The sequence below is a fragment of the Paenibacillus sp. FSL H7-0940 genome (assembly GCF_037979415.1).
Lineage (GTDB): Bacteria > Bacillota > Bacilli > Paenibacillales > Paenibacillaceae > Paenibacillus > Paenibacillus amylolyticus.
In genome coordinates this window covers 6176011-6195233 of record NZ_CP150280.1, presented here as the reverse complement: position 1 = coordinate 6195233, position 19223 = coordinate 6176011, and the positions used below count along the sequence as shown (strand labels likewise).

The 19223-nt window shown below is 47.2% G+C and carries 20 protein-coding genes; 8 read left to right on the top strand and 12 right to left on the bottom strand.

The annotated features are described in order from the left end of the window. Positions 1 to 89: 89 nt before the first annotated feature. Positions 90 to 629 (bottom strand): XRE family transcriptional regulator, encoded by a 540-nt coding sequence (locus MHB71_RS27350; RefSeq protein WP_036667855.1) that lies wholly within the window; start codon positions 627 to 629, stop codon positions 90 to 92. A gap of 67 nt (positions 630 to 696) precedes the next feature. Further along, entirely contained in the window at positions 697 to 1062 is a 366-nt protein-coding gene (locus MHB71_RS27345; protein ID WP_340028182.1) for a glyoxalase superfamily protein, read from the bottom strand. Between the two features lie 228 nt (positions 1063 to 1290). Between MHB71_RS27345 and MHB71_RS27340 the strand changes: the two genes are divergently transcribed. The 5 genes from MHB71_RS27340 to MHB71_RS27320 all read left to right on the top strand — a co-directional run bounded on the left by MHB71_RS27340 (position 1291) and on the right by MHB71_RS27320 (position 5693). Beyond that, positions 1291 to 1965 carry an alpha/beta hydrolase-fold protein gene (locus tag MHB71_RS27340; protein WP_340028181.1) on the top strand — a complete coding sequence of 225 codons (675 nt, stop codon included), beginning with the start codon at positions 1291 to 1293 and terminating at the stop codon, positions 1963 to 1965. Beyond that, entirely contained in the window at positions 1965 to 2735 is a 771-nt protein-coding gene (locus MHB71_RS27335) for a class III extradiol ring-cleavage dioxygenase (RefSeq protein WP_340028180.1), read from the top strand. The genes MHB71_RS27340 and MHB71_RS27335 overlap by 1 nt, the downstream gene beginning before the upstream one ends. A gap of 460 nt (positions 2736 to 3195) precedes the next feature. Further along, complete coding sequence (locus MHB71_RS27330; protein ID WP_340028179.1) at positions 3196 to 3792, top strand: SMI1/KNR4 family protein; 597 nt, start codon at positions 3196 to 3198, stop codon at positions 3790 to 3792. A gap of 144 nt (positions 3793 to 3936) precedes the next feature. Next, complete coding sequence (locus MHB71_RS27325; protein WP_340028178.1) at positions 3937 to 4938, top strand: cation diffusion facilitator family transporter; 1002 nt, start codon at positions 3937 to 3939, stop codon at positions 4936 to 4938. Positions 4939 to 5192: 254 nt separating this feature from the next. Then, complete coding sequence (locus MHB71_RS27320) at positions 5193 to 5693, top strand: hypothetical protein (protein WP_017691802.1); 501 nt, start codon at positions 5193 to 5195, stop codon at positions 5691 to 5693. A gap of 376 nt (positions 5694 to 6069) precedes the next feature. Here the strand turns inward: MHB71_RS27320 and MHB71_RS27315 are convergent, their stop codons facing one another. The 4 genes from MHB71_RS27315 to MHB71_RS27300 are packed head-to-tail and all read right to left on the bottom strand — an operon-like array spanning position 6070 to position 9856. Beyond that, the gene (locus tag MHB71_RS27315; RefSeq protein ID WP_340028177.1) at positions 6070 to 7143 is read right to left on the bottom strand and encodes an ABC transporter substrate-binding protein; all 1074 of its coding nucleotides are present in this window, start codon (positions 7141 to 7143) and stop codon (positions 6070 to 6072) included. After that, positions 7140 to 7949 (bottom strand): ABC transporter permease, encoded by an 810-nt coding sequence (locus MHB71_RS27310; protein WP_062836831.1) that lies wholly within the window; start codon positions 7947 to 7949, stop codon positions 7140 to 7142. Before MHB71_RS27310 ends, MHB71_RS27315 begins: the two co-directional genes overlap by 4 nt. Beyond that, a complete protein-coding gene (locus MHB71_RS27305) occupies positions 7924 to 8757 on the bottom strand; it encodes an ABC transporter permease (protein ID WP_017691799.1) in 834 nt (277 codons plus the stop codon). The genes MHB71_RS27310 and MHB71_RS27305 overlap by 26 nt, the downstream gene beginning before the upstream one ends. Then, positions 8747 to 9856 carry an ABC transporter ATP-binding protein gene (locus tag MHB71_RS27300; protein WP_036612848.1) on the bottom strand — a complete coding sequence of 370 codons (1110 nt, stop codon included), beginning with the start codon at positions 9854 to 9856 and terminating at the stop codon, positions 8747 to 8749. The genes MHB71_RS27305 and MHB71_RS27300 overlap by 11 nt, the downstream gene beginning before the upstream one ends. Before the next feature lie 256 nt (positions 9857 to 10112). On the opposite strand from MHB71_RS27300, the gene MHB71_RS27295 reads away from it, so the two are divergent. Beyond that, entirely contained in the window at positions 10113 to 11516 is a 1404-nt protein-coding gene (locus tag MHB71_RS27295; protein ID WP_340028176.1) for an MFS transporter, read from the top strand. Between the two features lie 49 nt (positions 11517 to 11565). On the opposite strand, the gene MHB71_RS27290 is transcribed toward MHB71_RS27295, so the two are convergent. Both MHB71_RS27290 and MHB71_RS27285 read right to left on the bottom strand, forming a co-directional pair. Further along, positions 11566 to 12777: a nitric oxide synthase oxygenase gene (locus MHB71_RS27290; protein WP_340028175.1), complete on the bottom strand. Its 1212-nt coding sequence runs from the start codon at positions 12775 to 12777 to the stop codon at positions 11566 to 11568. 127 nt (positions 12778 to 12904) lie between these two features. Continuing rightward, positions 12905 to 13384, bottom strand: a complete 480-nt coding sequence (locus MHB71_RS27285; protein ID WP_340028174.1) for a DNA starvation/stationary phase protection protein — start codon at positions 13382 to 13384, stop codon at positions 12905 to 12907. A 360-nt stretch (positions 13385 to 13744) separates the two neighbouring features. Here MHB71_RS27285 and MHB71_RS27280 point away from each other — a divergent pair, with 360 nt between their 5' ends. Beyond that, positions 13745 to 14095 (top strand): cupin, encoded by a 351-nt coding sequence (locus MHB71_RS27280; RefSeq protein ID WP_340028173.1) that lies wholly within the window; start codon positions 13745 to 13747, stop codon positions 14093 to 14095. A 71-nt stretch (positions 14096 to 14166) separates the two neighbouring features. Here MHB71_RS27280 and MHB71_RS27275 read toward each other — a convergent pair whose 3' ends face one another. Further along, positions 14167 to 14904, bottom strand: a complete 738-nt coding sequence (locus MHB71_RS27275) for an HAD family hydrolase (protein WP_340028172.1) — start codon at positions 14902 to 14904, stop codon at positions 14167 to 14169. 226 nt (positions 14905 to 15130) lie between these two features. Here MHB71_RS27275 and MHB71_RS27270 point away from each other — a divergent pair, with 226 nt between their 5' ends. Beyond that, the gene (locus MHB71_RS27270) at positions 15131 to 15316 is read left to right on the top strand and encodes a hypothetical protein (RefSeq protein WP_340028171.1); all 186 of its coding nucleotides are present in this window, start codon (positions 15131 to 15133) and stop codon (positions 15314 to 15316) included. A 122-nt stretch (positions 15317 to 15438) separates the two neighbouring features. Here MHB71_RS27270 and MHB71_RS27265 read toward each other — a convergent pair whose 3' ends face one another. The 3 genes from MHB71_RS27265 to MHB71_RS27255 form a co-directional block, all read right to left on the bottom strand. Next, positions 15439 to 17178 carry an adenine deaminase C-terminal domain-containing protein gene (locus tag MHB71_RS27265; protein ID WP_340028170.1) on the bottom strand — a complete coding sequence of 580 codons (1740 nt, stop codon included), beginning with the start codon at positions 17176 to 17178 and terminating at the stop codon, positions 15439 to 15441. Between the two features lie 173 nt (positions 17179 to 17351). Next, on the bottom strand, positions 17352 to 18410 hold the full coding sequence (locus MHB71_RS27260; RefSeq protein WP_047840797.1) for an ABC transporter ATP-binding protein: 1059 nt from the start codon (positions 18408 to 18410) through the stop codon (positions 17352 to 17354). 18 nt (positions 18411 to 18428) lie between these two features. Continuing rightward, positions 18429 to 19220 (bottom strand): ABC transporter permease, encoded by a 792-nt coding sequence (locus MHB71_RS27255; RefSeq protein ID WP_340028169.1) that lies wholly within the window; start codon positions 19218 to 19220, stop codon positions 18429 to 18431. Positions 19221 to 19223 lie beyond the last annotated feature (3 nt).

Sequence of the window (19223 nt, the reverse complement as noted above, 5' to 3'; positions counted from 1 at the left end):
CAGTTCGTTAGAAATATAAAAGGACGTTTCCCATTGTACATGTATGCAGGTTCGCATGTTCATGACTTGGGAGCCGTCCTTTTTGTATTTTACAAATGATCCAGACCCAATTCTTTGGACACCGCAATGAGCACCACCGCAGGCTCCTCACCGATATTGGTCACTTCATGGGGCACGATCGCATTCCAGGTAAACGAATCACCCACTTCAAGAACTTCCACATCTTCGCATTGCTCCGCACGAATCTTGCCCTGCAACACCAGATGGCTCTCCTCCCCAGCATGTTTGCTAATCCCGGTCGAAGCACCTGGCGGTAACTCCACAATGGACATACGCATGGCACCTTTGGCTGTAAGCTGCTGCACTTTGATCTGTCCGCTTCCTGCTGTCGTCTCCTTACGCTCGTTCTTGCGTACCACGTTCATCCGTTGCTCTGGTGTCAGTAGCAAATAAGGAAGTGGCACTTCCAGATAATCCGCAATACTTTCAAGCGTAGCAATGGAAGGTGACGTTTTGTTGTTTTCCACGTTGCTGATAAAACCTTTGGACAACCCCGTTCCCTCGCACATCTGCATGATCGTAATCTGTTTCTGTTTGCGGATCGTACGAATAGCCAAGCCAATATCCATATTGCGTCCCTCCCCTTCTATTCATCTATATAAGACACCAGACGTAAGCTTAGCTACTACAGGTTATCTATTCGGCGCTTGCCTCAACAAATATAATCCGATTACCAAACGGATCTGTCACGGTCATTTCTCTTGATTGCCAAGGGGTCTCCTCTATACCGGGTCTCGCATGTTTGTACTCTTTCTGACGAAGTGCACCATGGAATGTATCCAAGTTATCCGTTTCCACGCGCAAGGCAGCTCCAGGTGTACAATCTCCATGATGTTCGGACAGATGAATCACGATGGAATCGAGCGAAACCTGCATATATAAGGGCATATCTTGCTCAAATCGATGTTCCCAATCCAATTGGAAACCCAGGTATTCAAGGTAAAACTCTCTAGCTTTATTTTCATCAAATATTCTCAAAATAGGCACGATACTTTTTAACATCCTGATCACGTCCTCGGGAATAAGATATGAACCATGCGCAGCGGCATTTATTGTAGATACAATCAAGATTTTTTATAAACAACTTATATTCATCATACAAAAAAAGTATTGACCCTACAATGAAACCATGATAAATTTTGTTCATAAATAAGAATATTTATTTCATATTGGTGAACTTTATTGTCGAAACGATATATTTAACTCATTCCTCTTCAGGTGGTGGTTTCAATGAATTCTCCTTATATACATGAAGTCCGATTACCGTCTCATTATAATTCAGATCAGCGTTATCCCGTAATCTTCGCCTTACATGGTATGGGATCAGATGAGCAAGATATGCTTCGTTTGATGGAGCCTATGCAGTCTGATTTTATTATCGTCGCCATCCGTGGACCTATCGTTCAGGGTAGTGGTTATGCTTATTTTCAGATCAAAAGCATTGGCAACCCCATCCGTGAATTGTATGATGCCTCCGTTCAGGGACTGCAACAATTGATTGTTGATCTGTCCGCCAAATATGCTATTGATCCCAAGCGGCGTTATATCGCCGGATTCAGCCAGGGCGCCATTATGGCCATGACCCTATCGCTGGTGATGGGAGATGCAATTAAAGGCATTGTAGCGATGAGTGGGTACATCCCGCAATTTGTGAAAGACGAGTACATGCTGCACCCCGATTCGGAGCTGTCTGTGTTCATCTCGCATGGGGATCAGGATCATCTATTCCCGCTGCAACTGGGCGAAGATAACGCCAATTTCTTCCGTCAACACACCAATCACGTCACATATGTACCTTACAACGGTGGACACCAGGTGACCCCCGATCTATATCAAGAATTTCAACACTGGCTTCGGACGGATGCAAATCTGACTACCGAAGACCCGAAAGGACTGAATTCATAATGATGCCATCTCTTTTTATTGCTCACGGTGCCCCATCACTGGCACTGGAGGAGAATGTGTACACCGAATTTTTGCAAAAACTTGGACAGGAACTGCCAAAACCCAAAGCAATCGTGTTATTCTCTGCTCACTGGGAATCCACAACTCAGCTTGTATCCTCGGTAGCCAACTATGAAACCATTTATGATTTCGGCGGTTTCCAGCCCGAGCTGTATCAGATCAAGTACCCGGCTCAAGGACAGGCAGAAACCACAGCCGAGGTGGAGCGTTTATTCACAGAAGCCGGGATTCCGGTACAGACCGATGACGTTCGTGGACTGGATCACGGCGCTTGGGTCGTTCTACGCCTGCTCTACCCAGATGCGGATATTCCTGTAATTTCCTTGTCCGTGAATCGCTATCTGACAGGTGAGCAGCAATATCAGGTCGGACAAGCGCTCGCTTCCTTGCGTGAGCAGGACATTCTCGTGATTGGCAGCGGCGGAACTGTCCACAATCTGCGTCGATTGAACTGGGAAAGTAACGGCGTTGACCCATGGGCATCAGAGTTCGACAACTGGCTGCATGACAAGCTGGTGAGCTGGGATACGGAGTCTCTCTTCTCTTATGATAAGCTAGCACCTTCAGCTCAAGCCGCCGTGCCTACGCCGGAGCATTTTGTACCGCTGCTACTCGCCATGGGTGCGGGAGATCAGAACAAACAGGCATCGCTCCTGTTTAAAGCCTATCAGTATGGCAATCTGAGCTTGTCCTGTTGGAAGTTTGAATAAAGAGGATTATATAAAACGAACTAAAGTATTTACACTCGCTACTCCGATGACAGAACAACCTTCCGATCGCTGTTATCCCCAGATTTTTTTATTTACTTTATATAAAGGTGAAAATCTGGTGATAAGCTTATGCTTCCGATGTAGCTTTCTTGCAGAAAGCTTTTAGGCGAACACTTCGCTTCTTCAGGTTATTTCTGTCCTCTACGTTTTCGTGTAAAAGATTAGTTTCATTTATAAAGTAGATAAATAATTAGCGTGGGTTACAGGGATTGCCCCTGTAACCCACGCTTTATTTTTTGTTACCGCCTATAAATAATGAGACCATTGTAGTATGTAAGCAAGGACTCCGGTTTCTTGTGTGCTTTTTCGGATTATAACTATAATATGAGGTGAAATCAGGCACAGTTTGCTCGCATATCACTCACCATATTATCTGAATAGCTCATACGGAGGGAATTGGATGCCAGAACAGCGTATATATGAATTGATGGATGAACTGGATATGTTGCTGGAGGATAAGGTACAAGATGAGGAAAACCGGGAGCTCTTGGAGGCTTATCGCGAGTTTGAAGGCGTGACGGATGAGCAGCTCGACGCATTCGAGCAGGAACACGGTATTCGATTACCTGCTGATTTTCGTGCATTTTATAAACGTAAAAATGGGAGTGGTTATGGCTTTCACGTCTTGTACCCAAGCCTTGAGGAAGGACGGGAATCCGAACCATTTTACCTGTTATCCCTGGAAAAAATTCAAAAGGAGCAGTCCACGCTGGTGGAGAACCGCATGGATGATTATTTTACCGAAGAAGAGATCCGTGAGCTTGATCCCCGAATCAAACCCTACCTTTCTCAAAAGAAATGGATCACGTTTGGCATGCTTGGAGGTGGTTCGCTGTATCTGATGTTCGACTTTGATCCGACAGAGCAAGGAACGGTTGGACAGATTATTATGTACGTGCATGACCCGGATTTTGTATATTATGTCGCTGGGACGTTTACGGAACTATTGGAACAATCCAACCGAAATTTACGTGCCTTGGAAGCCATTGAGTACTGAAATGCGCATGATGATATGACCTTTTTTGCATAATGCTGGGATATGTCAAAGCGGTTATAATAACATTTAGTGGAAATGCACATGCTGTATAGATAAGACTGCCTTTTCTACACCTAATACATTGATCTGGGAGGAACATACGAAGTGGCTGAACAACCGAAGTCTGAGAGCTTTATGTCTCTCGTCAAAAAAGGAAACACATCCTCCGCCGTAGCGATGGCAGGTAATGCCGTACTTGCTGTGTGCAAAGGGGGAGCCTTCCTATTCAGTGGCAGTGGCGCCATGTTCGCTTCGGCGATGCATTCATTGGCCGATGCCATTAACCAAGGGTTTGTCTTTGTCGGAAGTGTGTTGTCCGAGAAAAAACCTACACGCCGCTTCCCGACCGGATTCGGACGGGTCATCAACATTTTCTGCATGATCGCCGTGATTGTTGTTACCATTATGGCGTATGAAACGATCCATGAAGGTATCCATCTGTTGCAGCATCCTGTTGGTCATACCGGTGGTCTATGGATTAACATCGGAGTGCTCGTCTTGAACATTCTGATCGACGGGGCCATCCTGATCAAAGCCATGAAGGAAATCCTCAAAGAAGCACGCGCACCCAAAGCCGCCGGATTTGCCTTGGTCCCTGCTGCCATTAAAAATGTAGGCCGTGCTGCACCGCCAACCCGTCTCGTATTCTATGAAGATGTTGTCGCTGTACTCGGTGCTCTGCTTGCATTGATCTCTGTCGTGGTCATTGCCTTGACCAATTTTGCATTGCTCGATGGCATTGTGACAACGATTATTGGTTGCTTGATGATCGCTGTAGCCTTCCGTGTCGGTTACGATAATATGATCGGATTGATCGGAGTAGCGGCTCCGCAGGATATTGAGGACAAAGTGTCCCAAACCATTCTGGCAGACACGCACGTTGCCGATATTCAGATGATGCGTATCATTCAGGAAGGCCGTTATTATCATGTCGAAGGTCTGATTGAACTTACCAAAGGACTCAGCCTGGCTGATGCGGATGACATCAAGTTCCGTATTCAGGAGAAACTGATGTCGAACCCCGACATCGCCGACGCCGCCATCTCCATTATTGAGGATGACGGTGTGAACAGCTGGGGCAAGAAACATTCGGATGTGGTGAAATAACAAGCTTCGTTTTGGATAAAAAAATGACAGAACCCACTCTTCAACAGAGTGGGTTTTTAGTATGTTCAACTACACCCTCATCTACAGAGAGGTAGTTGTCCAAAATGCTTACCTAGACTTTGGTCTAGGTTCATTTTAACTCCAAAGACGGAGGTTAGAGTTTTCCAGTTCATGGTATGCTGTGAATAACGAAAGTAATTGCTCTACATACAACCGTTCGGAAAATTGATCTTGTATTAAGAAGGAGAGATATTATGGCTAAACGTACGATCCTTGCGCCTGTTCTCATTTTGCTGGGCGTGTACCTGATTCTGAACCAGGGAGGTTCTCTCGGTCCGGGTACGATCTTTGCGACCTTCTGGCCCACGTTATTCGTGATTCCACTAGGACTGTTCTTCCACTGGCTGTACTTCTCCATGATTGGCAGAGGGGTTGGACTTCTGGTTCCTGGTGGGTTGCTGCTCACGGTTGGTATCGTCTGCCAGATCGCCATGCTGTTTAACAACTGGGGTACGATGTGGCCGGGCTTCATTCTGGCTGTAGCTGTTGGTTTGTTCGAATTGTATTGGTTCGGTGGTCGGAATAAATGGTTGCTGATCCCCATCAACATTCTAACGGTGATATCGTTGCTATTCTTCGCTGTCATGTCGATTGGTACGATGCTGAGCAGCTTGAGCTTTATTCAACCGTTCGTGGCGATTGTGCTGATTATGGGTGGGGCATGGATCATGGTTGGTCGCAAAAAACGCATGTAGTGGCAATTATATAAGATGAATGGGGTGCGATTAACTGAGTCACTGCGGTGACAGCACAACTTCGGATCGCTGTTATCCCCGGATTTTTTTGAATCCCATCTAGCAATGGGAAAATCCGTTGATAAAGGCGATCGCTTCGCTTCCTTCGTTTGTTCTGTCCCCTCCGTTAACGTTTGATCTTAAATGTTCATCTTATATGGCACTTCATGCGCTATTACTCTGATGCGGGTAACAAAAAAAGGGTTGCTGCTCGTCATTTCAGTTGAATGACGAGCAGCAACCCTTTTTGTTTTTTTTCAGAATCTAACGAACTGTTCACACGCTATTGACTCTACTTAATAAGCCACGGTGAATCGTTATCAGATGCTATTACCTCTTATTTGCTGTGCATTTTAAACTCCAGGAACAGGTCGTTATAATGCGAGAGCATTTTTTTGCCCAGATTATCGTAGACCTCAAGCTTACCTGTCAGTGTCTCGTCTGGATAGAACCGTTCATCCTCGGAGATGTCCTCTGGCAGCAGCTTAAGCGCCTCGGCGTTTGGAGTGGAATACCCGACATATTCGGCATTGCGGGCGGCATGATCCGGGTCCAGCATAAAGTTGATAAACTGGTGTGCCCCTTCAATATTACTCGCTGTCTTCGGAATAACCATGTTATCGAACCAGAGGTTTGAGCCTTCTTCCGGCACCATGTAATCCAGCTTGTCGTTCTCATCCATAATCTCGGATGCATCCCCTGACCATACGAGCCCAACGGCTGCTTCCTCATTCGCGAGTAACATTTTGATCTCGTCTCCGACAATTGCTCTGACGTTTGGTGTCAATGTAGACAGCTTCTTCAGCGCTTCTTGCAGATGATCTTCGTTGGTATCGTTCAGAGAATACCCGAGACTGTTCAATCCCATACCAATGACTTCACGTGCACCGTCAAGGAGCAGGATTTGATTTTTCAAGCGCGGGTCCCACAGGTCATTCCAGCTATCAAACGTTAATCCATCCACCAGTTCGGGATTGTACACAACGCCCACCGTTCCCCAGAAATAAGGGATGGAGTACTTGTTGCCTTCATCAAAGGACAAGTCCATGAACCGCGGATCAATGTTATCCAGGTGGGTCAATTTGCTATGATTGAGTGGAACGAGTAGGTCTTCCTCTTTCATTTTGCTAATCGCATATTCAGAAGGAATTGCCACATCAAACGTGGTTCCCCCTTGCTCAATCTTGGTCAGCATCGCTTCATTGGAATCAAACGTCTGATAGATAACCTTAATGCCTGTCTCGTCCTCAAACTCCTTGAGCAGATCGGGGTCGATATAATCGCCCCAGTTATAGATGGTCAGCGTGTTGCCGCCAGAATACCCCTGACTCTTGTTCAGATACGAAGCCAGGATCATCAGGGCAAACGCGGCCACAAAAACAAGCGCAAATGTCCGTACCAGTTGCTTCATGGTCGCAGCCCCTTTCCTCCGGGTGGTATCCGTGTTGCACGGCGGTTAATGAAGTAATATCCAACCACCAGCAACACCGTGAGCAGGAACAATAGGGTGGACAAAGCGTTGATGGACAACGAAACGCCCTGCCTTGCTCTGGAGTATATCTCTACAGAGAGTGTGGAGTATCCATTACCCGTGACAAAGAATGTTACTGCAAAATCATCGAGTGAGTACGTCAACGCCATAAAGAATCCGGCAAAAATACCCGGTTTCACGTATGGCAACACCACACGCGTCAGAATCTGCCATGATCCAGCGCCCAGATCGCGTGCCGCATCCATCAGGGTTGGGCTCATCTCCTGTAGCTTCGGCAGTACCATGATGACAACAATCGGCACACTGAACGCAATATGAGACAACAGAACCGAAGTAAAGCCCAGTTTGATGCCAATCATGGTAAACAGGATCAGGAACGATGCACCAATGATGACATCGGGACTCACGATGAGCACGTTATTGAGTGACAACAGCGTATTTTTGGTCCGTTTGCGACGCACATGGTAGATTGCTAGTGCTCCTGCAACACCAAGGATCGTTGAGATCGCTGATGACAGCAGCGCAATGATAAATGTATTCAGCACAATGATGAGTAGCCGAGTATCAGCGAACACCTCTCTGTACCATTCGAGCGTGAATCCTTCGAAGCTGCGCATATGGCCGCCACTATTGAAGGAATAGAAGATCAGATACGCAATCGGTGCGTACAGTATGGCGAATACAACGGCTAGATAGACGTTAGACAGCTTTCCGTTTCTTCCCATTACGCACCTCCTTCTTGCCTGATCCAGTCAGGAACATTATAATCGCCATCGCAATAATCAAAAAGACGGCAATCGTTGAACCCATCCCCCAGTCCTGGGTGACGAGAAAATGCTGTTCAATCGCTGTCCCCAGCGTAATTACACGGTTCCCCGCAATGAGGCGGGTAATCATGAACAGAGACAGCGCAGGAATAAATACAGCCTGACAGCCTGATTTCACTCCACTAATCGTCAGTGGAAAGATAACTCGGCGGAATGTCAGCCACGATGAGGCTCCCAGATCACGCGCCGCATAGATCAACGATGGATTCATCTCTTCCAGCGCATTGAAGATCGGCAGGATCATGAATGGAATGAAGATGTACACCGAGACAAAAATAAAGCTGAAATCGGTGAACAAAATCTGCTGTGTACCAATACCCACCACTTCAAGCAGGGAGTTGGTCAGACCGTACGTTCCGAACAGGCCGATGAAGGCGTACGCTTTTAGCAAAAGATTGATCCAGCTTGGCAGAATGATCAGCAGCAACCATAGCTGCTTGTGCTTCGTCCGGGTCAGCATATACGCCGTTGGATACGAGATCAGCAGTGAGAACGCCGTAATCAGAAATGCATACCAGAACGAACTGAGCGTCATCTGCAAGTACACCGGTGTGAAGAATCTGGCGTAGTTGCCAAACGTGAAGTTACCCTCCACATCGAAGAACGAATAATAGATGACCAGCAGAACCGGCGCCACAACAAACAACACCATCCATAATACATATGGAATCAGATACGCATTGCGTGTGCTGGCCTTAGTCTGCATGAGCGGCCTCTTGGTAGGCTTCGAGTCGTTTGTCGAACTCTTCTTCGGTCTCGTTAAAGCGCATGACGTGTACTGCTTCCGGGTCAAAATACAGTCCAATCCGTGCGCCGACAACGGCTTTCTTGGTTGAATGAACAAGCCACTCATTGCCCGCATCGTCGTACGTGGATATCTCGTAATGCACCCCGCGGAATAACTGGGAATCCACATTGACCTTGAGTTTGCCTTGGTCTTCGGTTGTAATCTCCAGATCCTCTGGGCGAATGACAATCTCTACCGGCTCGTCCCGCTGGAGACCCTGATCGACACACTCGTGCTGTGCGCCAGCGAATTCCACCACAAAGTCCTGCTTCATTTTGCCCGATACAATGTTCGATTCACCGATAAAGTCTGCTACAAAGCGGTTAATCGGCTCATCATAGATATCATTCGGTGTACCGCTCTGTTGAATCACACCGCCATTCAGGACAAAGATCTCATCCGACATCGCCAAGGCCTCTTCCTGATCATGTGTAACAAAAATAAACGTAATACCCAGTCGCTGTTGCAACTCGCGCAGCTCGTACTGCATTTCGGTCCGCAGCTTCAGATCAAGTGCCGAAAGCGGCTCGTCCAGTAGCAGAATTTCAGGTTCGTTCACAATGGCGCGTGCAATCGCGACACGTTGTCGTTGTCCGCCGGACATTTCGCCAATTTCCCGGTTTTCATACCCGGATAGATTGACGAATTTGAGGGCTTCCAACACTTTGCTGCGAATTTCAGCCGTTTTCATCTTTTTGATCCGCAAACCAAAAGCCACGTTCTCAAATACATTCAAATGTGGAAATAACGCGTAATCCTGAAATACGGTATTCACCTGCCGCTGGTGGGCAGGCACTCGGTTGATGAGCGCACCGTTAAAATAAATACTGCCCTGTGTCGGCTCCGCAAAACCGGCAATCAGCCGCAATATCGTTGTTTTCCCGCAGCCCGATGGGCCAAGAAGCGTATAAAATTTACCCCGCTCAATCTCAAAGCTGACCGCCTTCAATACGGCTTCATCCTGATCGTATTGCTGAGTCACCGCTTCGAAGCGGATAATCGGTTGTTGTTCTGACATGCTTCACATCGCCCCCTTATACTTGAGGTACCTCTTAAGTCTGTACACTTTTCGTTCATGCATCCTTATAGATAACCCATCTATTATATATGATTCAGGTATATCCGCAATGGTTTTGATGTAAACGCCGCGTGTCATTTCTTCTTATTTTCAAAAATCCTGCATACATTACGTGTAATGTCGATAATACGTACCCATATGGAGTAAATGAAGGATTTTTAGGATTCCATTTTATGTGTGAGAGGAGTCTTGGCTCTTGGATATTCGCCGTAACCTGCCTTTGCTGATGACCATTTGTTTCTTAAGTCAGATGGGCGGATTCATGATCCTGCCCCTATTTCCTTTGTTTATTGAGGAATTCGGCCTGTCCGGCTGGATGATGGGGGTTATTTTTGCGCTTTTTTATGTGGGGAAAGTAATTGGTGGCGTTCCTGCAGCGGCAATTTATAAGAAACTAGGTGGTAAAAAGGCTCTCATCCTCATGCTGATACTGCTCGCTGTCTGTATGGGCGGCTTCGCGCTGTCTACTGCTGCGGTGTTATTCGGCCTGCTCCGACTGCTGCAAGGGCTCGCTTCCACTGGCCTTACCGTGGTCGTACGTTCCATCATCGGAGATGAGGGTAATGTAGACAACCGCGGCCTGTACAATGGATATATCAGCAGTAGTGAAGGTGGCGGTATGGTACTCGGTCCGGTCATTAGTGGCTGGCTCGCGCTGCACTGGCCATTGTCGGTGCCTTTTTTGCTCGTTACCGTATGTTGTCTAATGGCCGTGGTCGCTGCGATGGGGATGAAGACGACGGCACAAGCTAGAGCAACACATGAATCCGGGAGTACGTTAAGTGATCACCTATTAGAAGATCATTCGGCTGTCGTTAAGCAAAAACCTCTGGACAACTCAGCACACTCAGTACCCTCCACGGATGAAGTTGTAGAACCCACCACAAGTGACTCCCACCCTCATACTACTGTATCGACTGCCCCTCCTTTATCTTCAACAACATCTGATGCACTGCATACGCAAGCTGCGGATACCGCCCTATCCAACCAAGCTCTCAATTCAACAATGTCTGGCCCAACTGCAAGGCTCACACAGCGTCAACAGCTTGTTGGCTACGGTACGGTACATTTTCTGGAGATGAGCGCCTACGCCGTATTCCTCACCTATTTTGCACTGTATGCAGCTCACATCATGCATTGGGACCCGTTTGCAACCAGTCTCGCCTTCACCGTCTCAGGGATTTCTACGCTTGCCGCTGCTCCCTTTGTCGGTTATCTCTCTGACCGGATGGGCGATCGTCTGCTGCTCTGCATGCTTGGCATGTTCCTGATTGGAATCGAAGTTGTTGTATTTCTAAGCACGTCCTCTCATCTATGGGTCTACGTTGGCATGCTGATTGGCGGGGTTGGCGGTGCATGTTATATGGATTCGTTCTTTGCTCATATTGGTGATCACATCCCAGACGAGAGTCGAAGCTCTGTCATAGGCAAAATTGTCTCTGCTGCCGAGATCGGCTCCATCGTGTCTCCACTGGTTGCAGCGCTACTTATGGAAGTTGGCTCGCTGTACTCCGTGTTTGTGTTCAATCTGGTGCTGATTGCTGTTGCCATTGTAGTTCAGGCTGTGATGCGCAGTCGGTATCGATTGAAAGAGGGGTAGTTCTTCGTTTGATAAAAAAGGATCACAAAAAATAACCCATCTGCATAATTTAGTGTGCAAACGGGCATTTCATTGGTGCATCTCCGGCCTGCGGCTGGTGATTCTCTACCTGTGCATTCTGCTGCTCACTGATTCGCAGTTCTGCGGCAGATTCCACGCCATCTTTCAGGGTATACGCCTGATCCTGACGGAAAAAGTTCGGCTTCACGATCTCATTACGATAGGAGCTGTGGAAAATATGTGTTGTCGCCGGGGATACTGGCGGAATTAGCCACACCCAATCTCCGGTTAGCTCACGCCCAGCCTTCTCTTCCCGCTGTTCAAATAAATCGAACTGCGTTGCCGCCGTGTGGTGATCCACAATGCTCACACCTGCTTTTTTGAACGAATGCAGCACAGCTACATTCAACTCAACCAACGCACGATCCTTCCACAGCGTCGTTTCACTCGACGTATTCAATCCAAATGCTTCCGCCACCACAGGCAGCTTGTTATACCGGAACGTGTCCGCCAGATTACGGGCGCCGATCTCTGTACCCATATACCAACCATTAAACGGCGCTGCCGGATAAGATATACCGCCAATCTCCAGTCGCATATCAGCAATCATCGGCACACCGTACCAGCGCATGCCCAGCTCGGCAATTTCCGCTTGCTCCGGATGTTCAATAAGAACTTCCACAATCTCTTCTTCTGGCACAACATACCACTCTGGGGCTTGTCCTTGTGCCTGAATAATGAGCGGTAACACATCATAGGGGCTACCTGCCCCTTGCCAGCCAAGTGACATCGCCGCCTTGGTCAGCTCCACCGAAGCAGGATCTCCGATAATACCTTGCTCTGTCTCATATCCCGCATAACGAACAAGTTGATGATTCCAGAGGCGTACCGGAGTTCCTTCCGGTCCATCCGGTGGAAGGATGGTAATCATCGGGATTACTTTGCCACCGTTGGATGCCACATGGATATGATTCAACACAGCTTCCGCTGCCGTTCCTGCCGTATCAGCGTGACGGGCGTCCACGATCCGCAATTTATCCCAGAACAGCCGCCCGATGCAGCGGTTGCTGTTGCGCCATGCCATTTTACAACCCTGCTCCAATTCTTTTGTGGTATGCACATAGGTACCCGTCACTTCAATCTCGCCAATAACGGCAACAAGCCGGGCCTGCGCGTCTTCACGCGAATGGCCCAGCTCTTCATAACATGTATATATAAACCGTTCAGCTTCTTCCTGCAATTGTTCCAGGTCTGACCGCATTGTTCATTCCACCATTCTGTACATCTTGAATGCCATCATTATACGGCAAGCGCACCGGTTTTGTAAGCGAACGGACACTTTGTTCACGGACTCTACATATCGTTGTCAGGATGTAGGGTGACTTTGCTTATTTGCCCAGAAATGCGGTTAACATCCATACCTCTTTATCCAGCGCAGCGGTGAATCCAATCAGCATATCTTCCGTTGCGTTATCTTCCGCTTCTCCTGCTTCGTGAATGCCTTGACGAATCACTTCCACCATTGTGCGCAGATCAGCAACTACCGATTCTACCATACGCTCAGCAGACAACTGTCCTTGTGCCTCTTCAATTGGAGACAGACGCAGCTGTTCAGCCATTGTAGCCACCGGACGTCCACCAATAGCAAGCAAACGTTCTGCAACTTCGTCCATATTTGCCGTAGCCAAGTTGTACAGTTCTTCGAATTTGGCATGCAGTGTGAAGAAATGAGGTCCTTGAACATACCAGTGGAAGTTATGCAGTTTCGTGTACAACACGGACCAACCTGCGATCTGACGGTTCAGGACCTCTTGAAGTGCTGTGGCGTTGTTAGTAAAAGTGTTGTTTCTAGTTTGGATTGTGCTCATGGAATTTATCCCCTCTCGAATATAAAAATAGAATTTGAATTTTATAATGGATTGCTTTGATTCGCTTCTTTTTAATTTAGACTTAATCTAAATCTTGTTTTAATTATAACACCGCATATCCTGTTTGGGAAGGCTCTGAGATACTCTTTCAAATGAAGATTCCATGAAGTACAGCTTCATAGAAACGTTGGAACAGGCTAATAAAAAAAGATGATTTTAAGCAAACTCTCCCCAACCTATTGGAGTTATGATAGACTCATCTGATCGGATTATCCATAAATTAGTGAAATAGGATGATACCCATCATAAAGATAGTTACCATCATAGGAAGTTAACTTAGTCACTATTGCGGAGGTAAACATGAGGATATTTCAATTTAAACAAGAGTCAGGGAAGAAGACTATCAAATTCGATTCTAATTTCGTAATGTCACGTATAACGCAGACCAACAAAGCAGCTCATATTGGATGTATGCATTTAACTGAGGGTGGGGTCATAGGTTATCATCAAGCTGTAGTTCCTCAACTCCTTTTAATCGTAAGTGGAGAGGGCTGGGTTAGAGGGGAAGCAAATGAATACATCAAAGTGCATTGTGGCGAAGCGGTTCTCTGGGATAAACATGAATGGCACGAAACCAAAACAGAAGCTGGACTCATGGCAATTGTAATTGAAAGCGAAGAGTTAGACACCTCATTAATGATGCCTTTATAGAAGGTATAATATAAAAAAGCAGACCTGCACCTAAGACGGTAACAAGACTGCTCCTTTAAACATAAATCTCCTTAAGCTTGAACACACTCAAAAGTTAGAATACGACTGATCTCTTCATAGCTCGATGCTACAAAATGGGGCTGATGATCGGACTCCGGCAGCGCCTCCCGATGGTTGAACCAGATAATTGTCCACCCCGCATCGACCGCACCTACCACATCATTACGCCACGAGTCTCCAATATAATAGCTGGAACGGGCATCTGTCCCGGACTGCTTACTCACATATTCGAACAACCTGCGATCCGGCTTCGCATAACCAGTCGTACCGGAGATGAAAATCAGATGCTCGTCTACGAGACTAAGCACATCCAGTGCTTCAAGCTTACGCCGTTGATGCTCTCCTTCTCCATTGGTGATTAGACCAACGGTATGGCCTTCTGCCTGAAGCCTTCTGATTAGCTCGTATGCTCCTTCAAAAGGTACAATCTCGAACTGTCTGCTCAGATACTGTGCTTGCAGTTCTCCAGCTTGTCCCGATTGTAGTGGGAGTCCAAACTCCCCCATCGTCAGCTCAAACCTCCGACGGCGCATTCGCTCCACCGCATCCGGCTCCGGTACAGCGGACAGATCTTCTTGTGCAGACAACCAGTCACTATAATAACGAAAACGGTGATATGCCTCAGCATAAGGAAAATCATCTGGCAGGCCAAGAACATCCTGTAATGCGCCACGAAGCGGCTGCAAGTGATCATATAAGGTATCATCTACGTCGAAAAATATGGTTTTAGCATCATTTATTTCATTCATAATGATTGTCTATCCTCCTGCTTTTGCGTCCAAACATTCTCTTCTTACTATATATGTATTCCTATGCCTCGTCCAAACCATGAAACATCATGCTATGGAGATACATTAATTCCATGGGAGGATTAGCCCATTATTCAGCTGGCATATAGATAATTTTATTCCATTTAATGGAATACAATTATCTAATAACACATTAAACACTAATTACTAAAAGGTGGAATACGCGATGAATACTTCTGAAAAGAAATGCACGGATTGCGGAGGCACGTCTTTCGTACAAGCCTCGGACTTCATCAATCTTCGTCCATTGGACAAGAAAATGGCACTAGGTTCGGAAAGAGTATTTACGGTTTGTTTAGATTCCGGTGAGGTTGTTTCAATAAAAGTAAAGAATCCAGAGAAATTATTATAATCATAAGCAAACGATATACGATATGAAGAGCAGCACACTTTATTGAAGGCATGCTGACGATTATTTTTAATACATTGAGAAACACCCCTGCTCACACTTGTGAGCAGGGGTGTTTTCTCAGATTAAACAATTAATGATACAACCTTACCTGCATTCACATCAATCAAGCCATGGTCCGTAATCTTCAGCGCTGGACTTACCGCAAGGGAGTGCGTGCTAATCGACATGATCGGATTGTAATGCACGTACCCAAGAGACAACATCGCTGCTCTCAGTTCCTTCACTTGATGGGATACCACTGCAAGTGGTTCTTCCGTCAAAATGCCACCTACGGGAAGTTCCAGATGGGACAGCACCTTACCATCTTCCACTACACAGAAGCCGCCCTGGCTCGAAATTACCGTGTTAGCTGCCAATATCATATCTTCACGATTACGTCCTACAACCAGCAGGTTGTGATTGTCGTGTGAATATGTCGTTGCAATGGCACCGCGTTTGATGGTGTCTCCACCGATCAGACCATGTGCACGATTGCCGTTCACACCATAACGTTCAAAGGTTGCGATTTGCGCATATCCGCTTTCTTCCCATAACAATTCGCCATCCGCAGACTGGATCGGTGCAATATGTTCTTCCACAAAAGTAGAACCATCCTTCACCATCATGACACGGCATTGGTATTCACCTTCACCAGCAAGTTCAACACCTGATCCACTGACTTTTGGGTCTGACAACTGAATTGCAAAATCTGTTACGCCCAGCTTCTCCAACTGTACACTCTTATAGAAGTGAGGTGGGAACTGCCCGGTTATGCGTTCCTGCTTATACGGTTCGTAATCGTCATAAGCTTTGCGACCGTTTTTGTACACCTGATCAATAGAGAGATCATTCAAGTTGGATACCAACACATAATCGGCCACTTTGCCCGGGGCCACGCTGCCACGATCGGTCATTTTCATCCGGGAAGCAGGGGTAGATGTTGCGGCGTAGATCGCATCTTCCGGACGCATCCCCATCTGAATTGCTTTACGTACGATATGATTCAGATGACCATGCTCCACCAGTGAATCCGGCATTACATCATCTGTTACGAAGCAGAAATGCTGCGCCACATCATGTTGAATCAGATACTCCATGACTTCCGGGGTCATTGATTTCTCTTGAATTTCAATAAACATACCTGCCGCAATCCGCGCCTGTAATCCCTCAATGCTCTGATGAGTATGATCGGAATCAATACCTGCGTAGATCAGTTGATGCAGATCGAGTCCAAGCAGTTTCGGTGTATGTCCTTCGATCACCAGATCGGGATAGTTTTTGCGAATATGCTGTAAAATCTGGTTTGTCTTGCACTCGGGATCACGGATGACATCGACATAGTTCATGATCTCGCCCAGACAGATGATCTCGCCAGTGGCTAGCAGCACGTCCATATCTTCGATTTCAATCGAACCGCCTGTTGTCTCCATCGGGGTTGCCGGAACGGAACTTGGGATCGCATAGAACATATCCACGGTGGTGTCCCGACTCACAGCCATCATCTCCTGCACACCTTCCAGCCCAAATACATTCGCCATCTCATGCGGTTCTGCGACAATAGACGTTACTCCACAGCCAATCAGACCATGAGAAAAGGTTTCCGGTGTCACCATCGTACTTTCGATATGCAGATGGATATCGATCAAGCCAGGAATCATGTATCTTCCCCGCGCATCAATGACTTCGTCTGCCTGAATCATCTCAGGTCCACCGGGTCCAACATATAGGAATCTGCCGTCCAATACAGCGACGTTGTTCATTTCAAACCGTTTATAATAACTGTTATACACATGTACATTCACAATCAGTTGATCTGCACGCATGGGGCATAATCTCCTTTTTCACAAGCATTTCACCAGATCCGGACTGAACAATGAACCTGCACTTTAATCAGATGCACTACACTTGATTGCGTACCACTGCCTCGTCCGGAATCACCGCATGAAATGCCTTCTTTGCTGCTCTTATTTCTTAATACTGTTCCTTACATTCACGACTACTCCACCAGCACAAGCTTGTCCTGTGGGAAGATCAGGCTAACACGTTGCCCGCTAAGGTATGGTGTTTCCATCTCCTGATTTGCTGTAAAGTCACCGAGTTCCGTCTCGATCACATACTGATAACTGCGTCCCAGATACGTGCTGACCTTGATAATCCCCGGCAAAGCATTCACCACATCCGCAGAAGTATCTCCACTAACGATCAGATCATCCGGGCGAATTGCACCTTTGCGTGCACCAGGACGTGCTGTTCCAGGATGTGCGGTTGCTGTAAATGTGCGTCCACCTGCGGTCAGTGTAATCACTTCACCTGCATCACTGCGCTCCGCGAATTCAATGAAATTATGGAACCCGATGAATCGTGCTACAAACTCCGTTGCCGGATATTTGAAAATCGTTTCCGGGCGGTCGAGCTGCTCGACCACGCCTTTGTTCATAATCGCTACCTGATCCGAGATCGAGAAACACTCTTCCTGGTCATGAGAGACATACAGCGTTGTGATGCCCAACTCTTGCTGAATACGGCGAATCTCCACCCGCATGTTAAGGCGCAGGTTGGCATCCAGGTTACTGAGTGGTTCGTCGAACAAGAGCAGGTCAGGCTCAATGACCAATGCACGAGCAATGGCTACACGCTGACGCTGTCCACCGGACAGTTCTTGTGGAAAACGTTTCTCAAATCCATTCAGGTTAACGACTTCCAGAATTCTCATCACACGGGAAGAGATATCCTTGTCTTTTACCTTACGCATCCGCAGGCCAAAGGCCACGTTGTCATAGACAGACAGATGCGGGAATAACGCATAACTCTGAAATACAAATCCGAAGTTCCGCTTGTTCGCCGGAACCTTCGTATAATCCTTGCCACCGAACATAAACTTGCCCTGTGATGCTTCCAGAAATCCGGCGATGAGGCGCAGCGTAGTTGTTTTGCCGCAACCGCTCGGTCCGAGCAGGGAGAGCAGTTTACCTTTTTCCAGCTCCAACTGAAAATCCTTCAGGATTGTCTGCTTATCGTATGCCACGGATACGTGGTCTAATGTCAGCAATGCCATAGCGTTCTGCGCCTCCAATTAACGTTTAGTAAAGTATGAAAATCCGCCCATGATCCGTTCGATCACGAACATTAATAGTCCGGTCAGTACCATCAACAGCACGGAAATCGCTGCAATCGTTGGGTCAAAATAATTCTCCACATACGTCAGCATCTGGATCGGTAATGTGCTTACCCCTGGTCCGGTCATGAACACCGAGATGTCCACGTTGTTGAAGGACTCCAGGAAGGCAATCAGCACCGCAGCGATAATTCCTGAACGGATATTAGGCAACACGATCGTGAAGAACGTTCTTACCCGTCCCGCACCAAGACTCAGCGCAGCTTCTTCCACTGCAAAGTCAAAGCTCGACAGACTCGACGCGATAACCCGAATGATGAATGGAAGCATGATAATCGTATGACCGATCAACAATCCGAGATAAATCGGCAGATGGTAGATTACGATCAGGTATTTCATCAATGTAAAACCAAGTACGATTCCCGGAATCAGTACCGGGGACAGGAACAGTGCGTTCAGCACGGACTTGCCTTTGAAATCGTAACGACTAAGTGCATACGCAGCCGGTACTCCGAGCACCAGCGCCAACAAGTTTCCCAGTAAGGAAATGATGATGGACGTCTGGAATGTGCGGAGGAAACCGCCTGTGTTGAAAATATTCTCATACCAGCGGAAGGAGAACCCTTCCGGCGGAAATTTGAGTACCGTTCCCGGTTCAAACGAAGTGACCGATATGATCAGAAGCGGGCCCAGCAGAAAGATAAAGACCAGCAGACTGAACAGGCCCAGCCCGATATGTTTCTCCCGCATATG

Bases quoted from the DNA above. Each gene is read 5' to 3' on its own strand.
- MHB71_RS27350 (WP_036667855.1), bottom strand. From the start codon at position 629: ATGGATATTGGCTTGGCTATTCGTACGATCCGCAAACAGAAACAGATT.
- MHB71_RS27345 (WP_340028182.1), bottom strand. From the start codon at position 1,062: ATGTTAAAAAGTATCGTGCCTATTTTGAGAATATTTGATGAAAATAAA.
- MHB71_RS27340 (WP_340028181.1), top strand. From the start codon at position 1,291: ATGAATTCTCCTTATATACATGAAGTCCGATTACCGTCTCATTATAAT.
- MHB71_RS27335 (WP_340028180.1), top strand. From the start codon at position 1,965: ATGATGCCATCTCTTTTTATTGCTCACGGTGCCCCATCACTGGCACTG.
- MHB71_RS27330 (WP_340028179.1), top strand. From the start codon at position 3,196: ATGCCAGAACAGCGTATATATGAATTGATGGATGAACTGGATATGTTG.
- MHB71_RS27320 (WP_017691802.1), top strand. From the start codon at position 5,193: ATGGCTAAACGTACGATCCTTGCGCCTGTTCTCATTTTGCTGGGCGTG.
- MHB71_RS27315 (WP_340028177.1), bottom strand. From the start codon at position 7,143: ATGAAGCAACTGGTACGGACATTTGCGCTTGTTTTTGTGGCCGCGTTT.
- MHB71_RS27310 (WP_062836831.1), bottom strand. From the start codon at position 7,949: ATGGGAAGAAACGGAAAGCTGTCTAACGTCTATCTAGCCGTTGTATTC.
- MHB71_RS27305 (WP_017691799.1), bottom strand. From the start codon at position 8,757: ATGCAGACTAAGGCCAGCACACGCAATGCGTATCTGATTCCATATGTA.
- MHB71_RS27300 (WP_036612848.1), bottom strand. From the start codon at position 9,856: ATGTCAGAACAACAACCGATTATCCGCTTCGAAGCGGTGACTCAGCAA.
- MHB71_RS27290 (WP_340028175.1), bottom strand. From the start codon at position 12,777: ATGCGGTCAGACCTGGAACAATTGCAGGAAGAAGCTGAACGGTTTATA.
- MHB71_RS27285 (WP_340028174.1), bottom strand. From the start codon at position 13,384: ATGAGCACAATCCAAACTAGAAACAACACTTTTACTAACAACGCCACA.
- MHB71_RS27280 (WP_340028173.1), top strand. From the start codon at position 13,745: ATGAGGATATTTCAATTTAAACAAGAGTCAGGGAAGAAGACTATCAAA.
- MHB71_RS27275 (WP_340028172.1), bottom strand. From the start codon at position 14,904: ATGAATGAAATAAATGATGCTAAAACCATATTTTTCGACGTAGATGAT.
- MHB71_RS27270 (WP_340028171.1), top strand. From the start codon at position 15,131: ATGAATACTTCTGAAAAGAAATGCACGGATTGCGGAGGCACGTCTTTC.
- MHB71_RS27265 (WP_340028170.1), bottom strand. From the start codon at position 17,178: ATGCGTGCAGATCAACTGATTGTGAATGTACATGTGTATAACAGTTAT.
- MHB71_RS27260 (WP_047840797.1), bottom strand. From the start codon at position 18,410: ATGGCATTGCTGACATTAGACCACGTATCCGTGGCATACGATAAGCAG.
- MHB71_RS27255 (WP_340028169.1), bottom strand. From the start codon at position 19,220: ATGCGGGAGAAACATATCGGGCTGGGCCTGTTCAGTCTGCTGGTCTTT.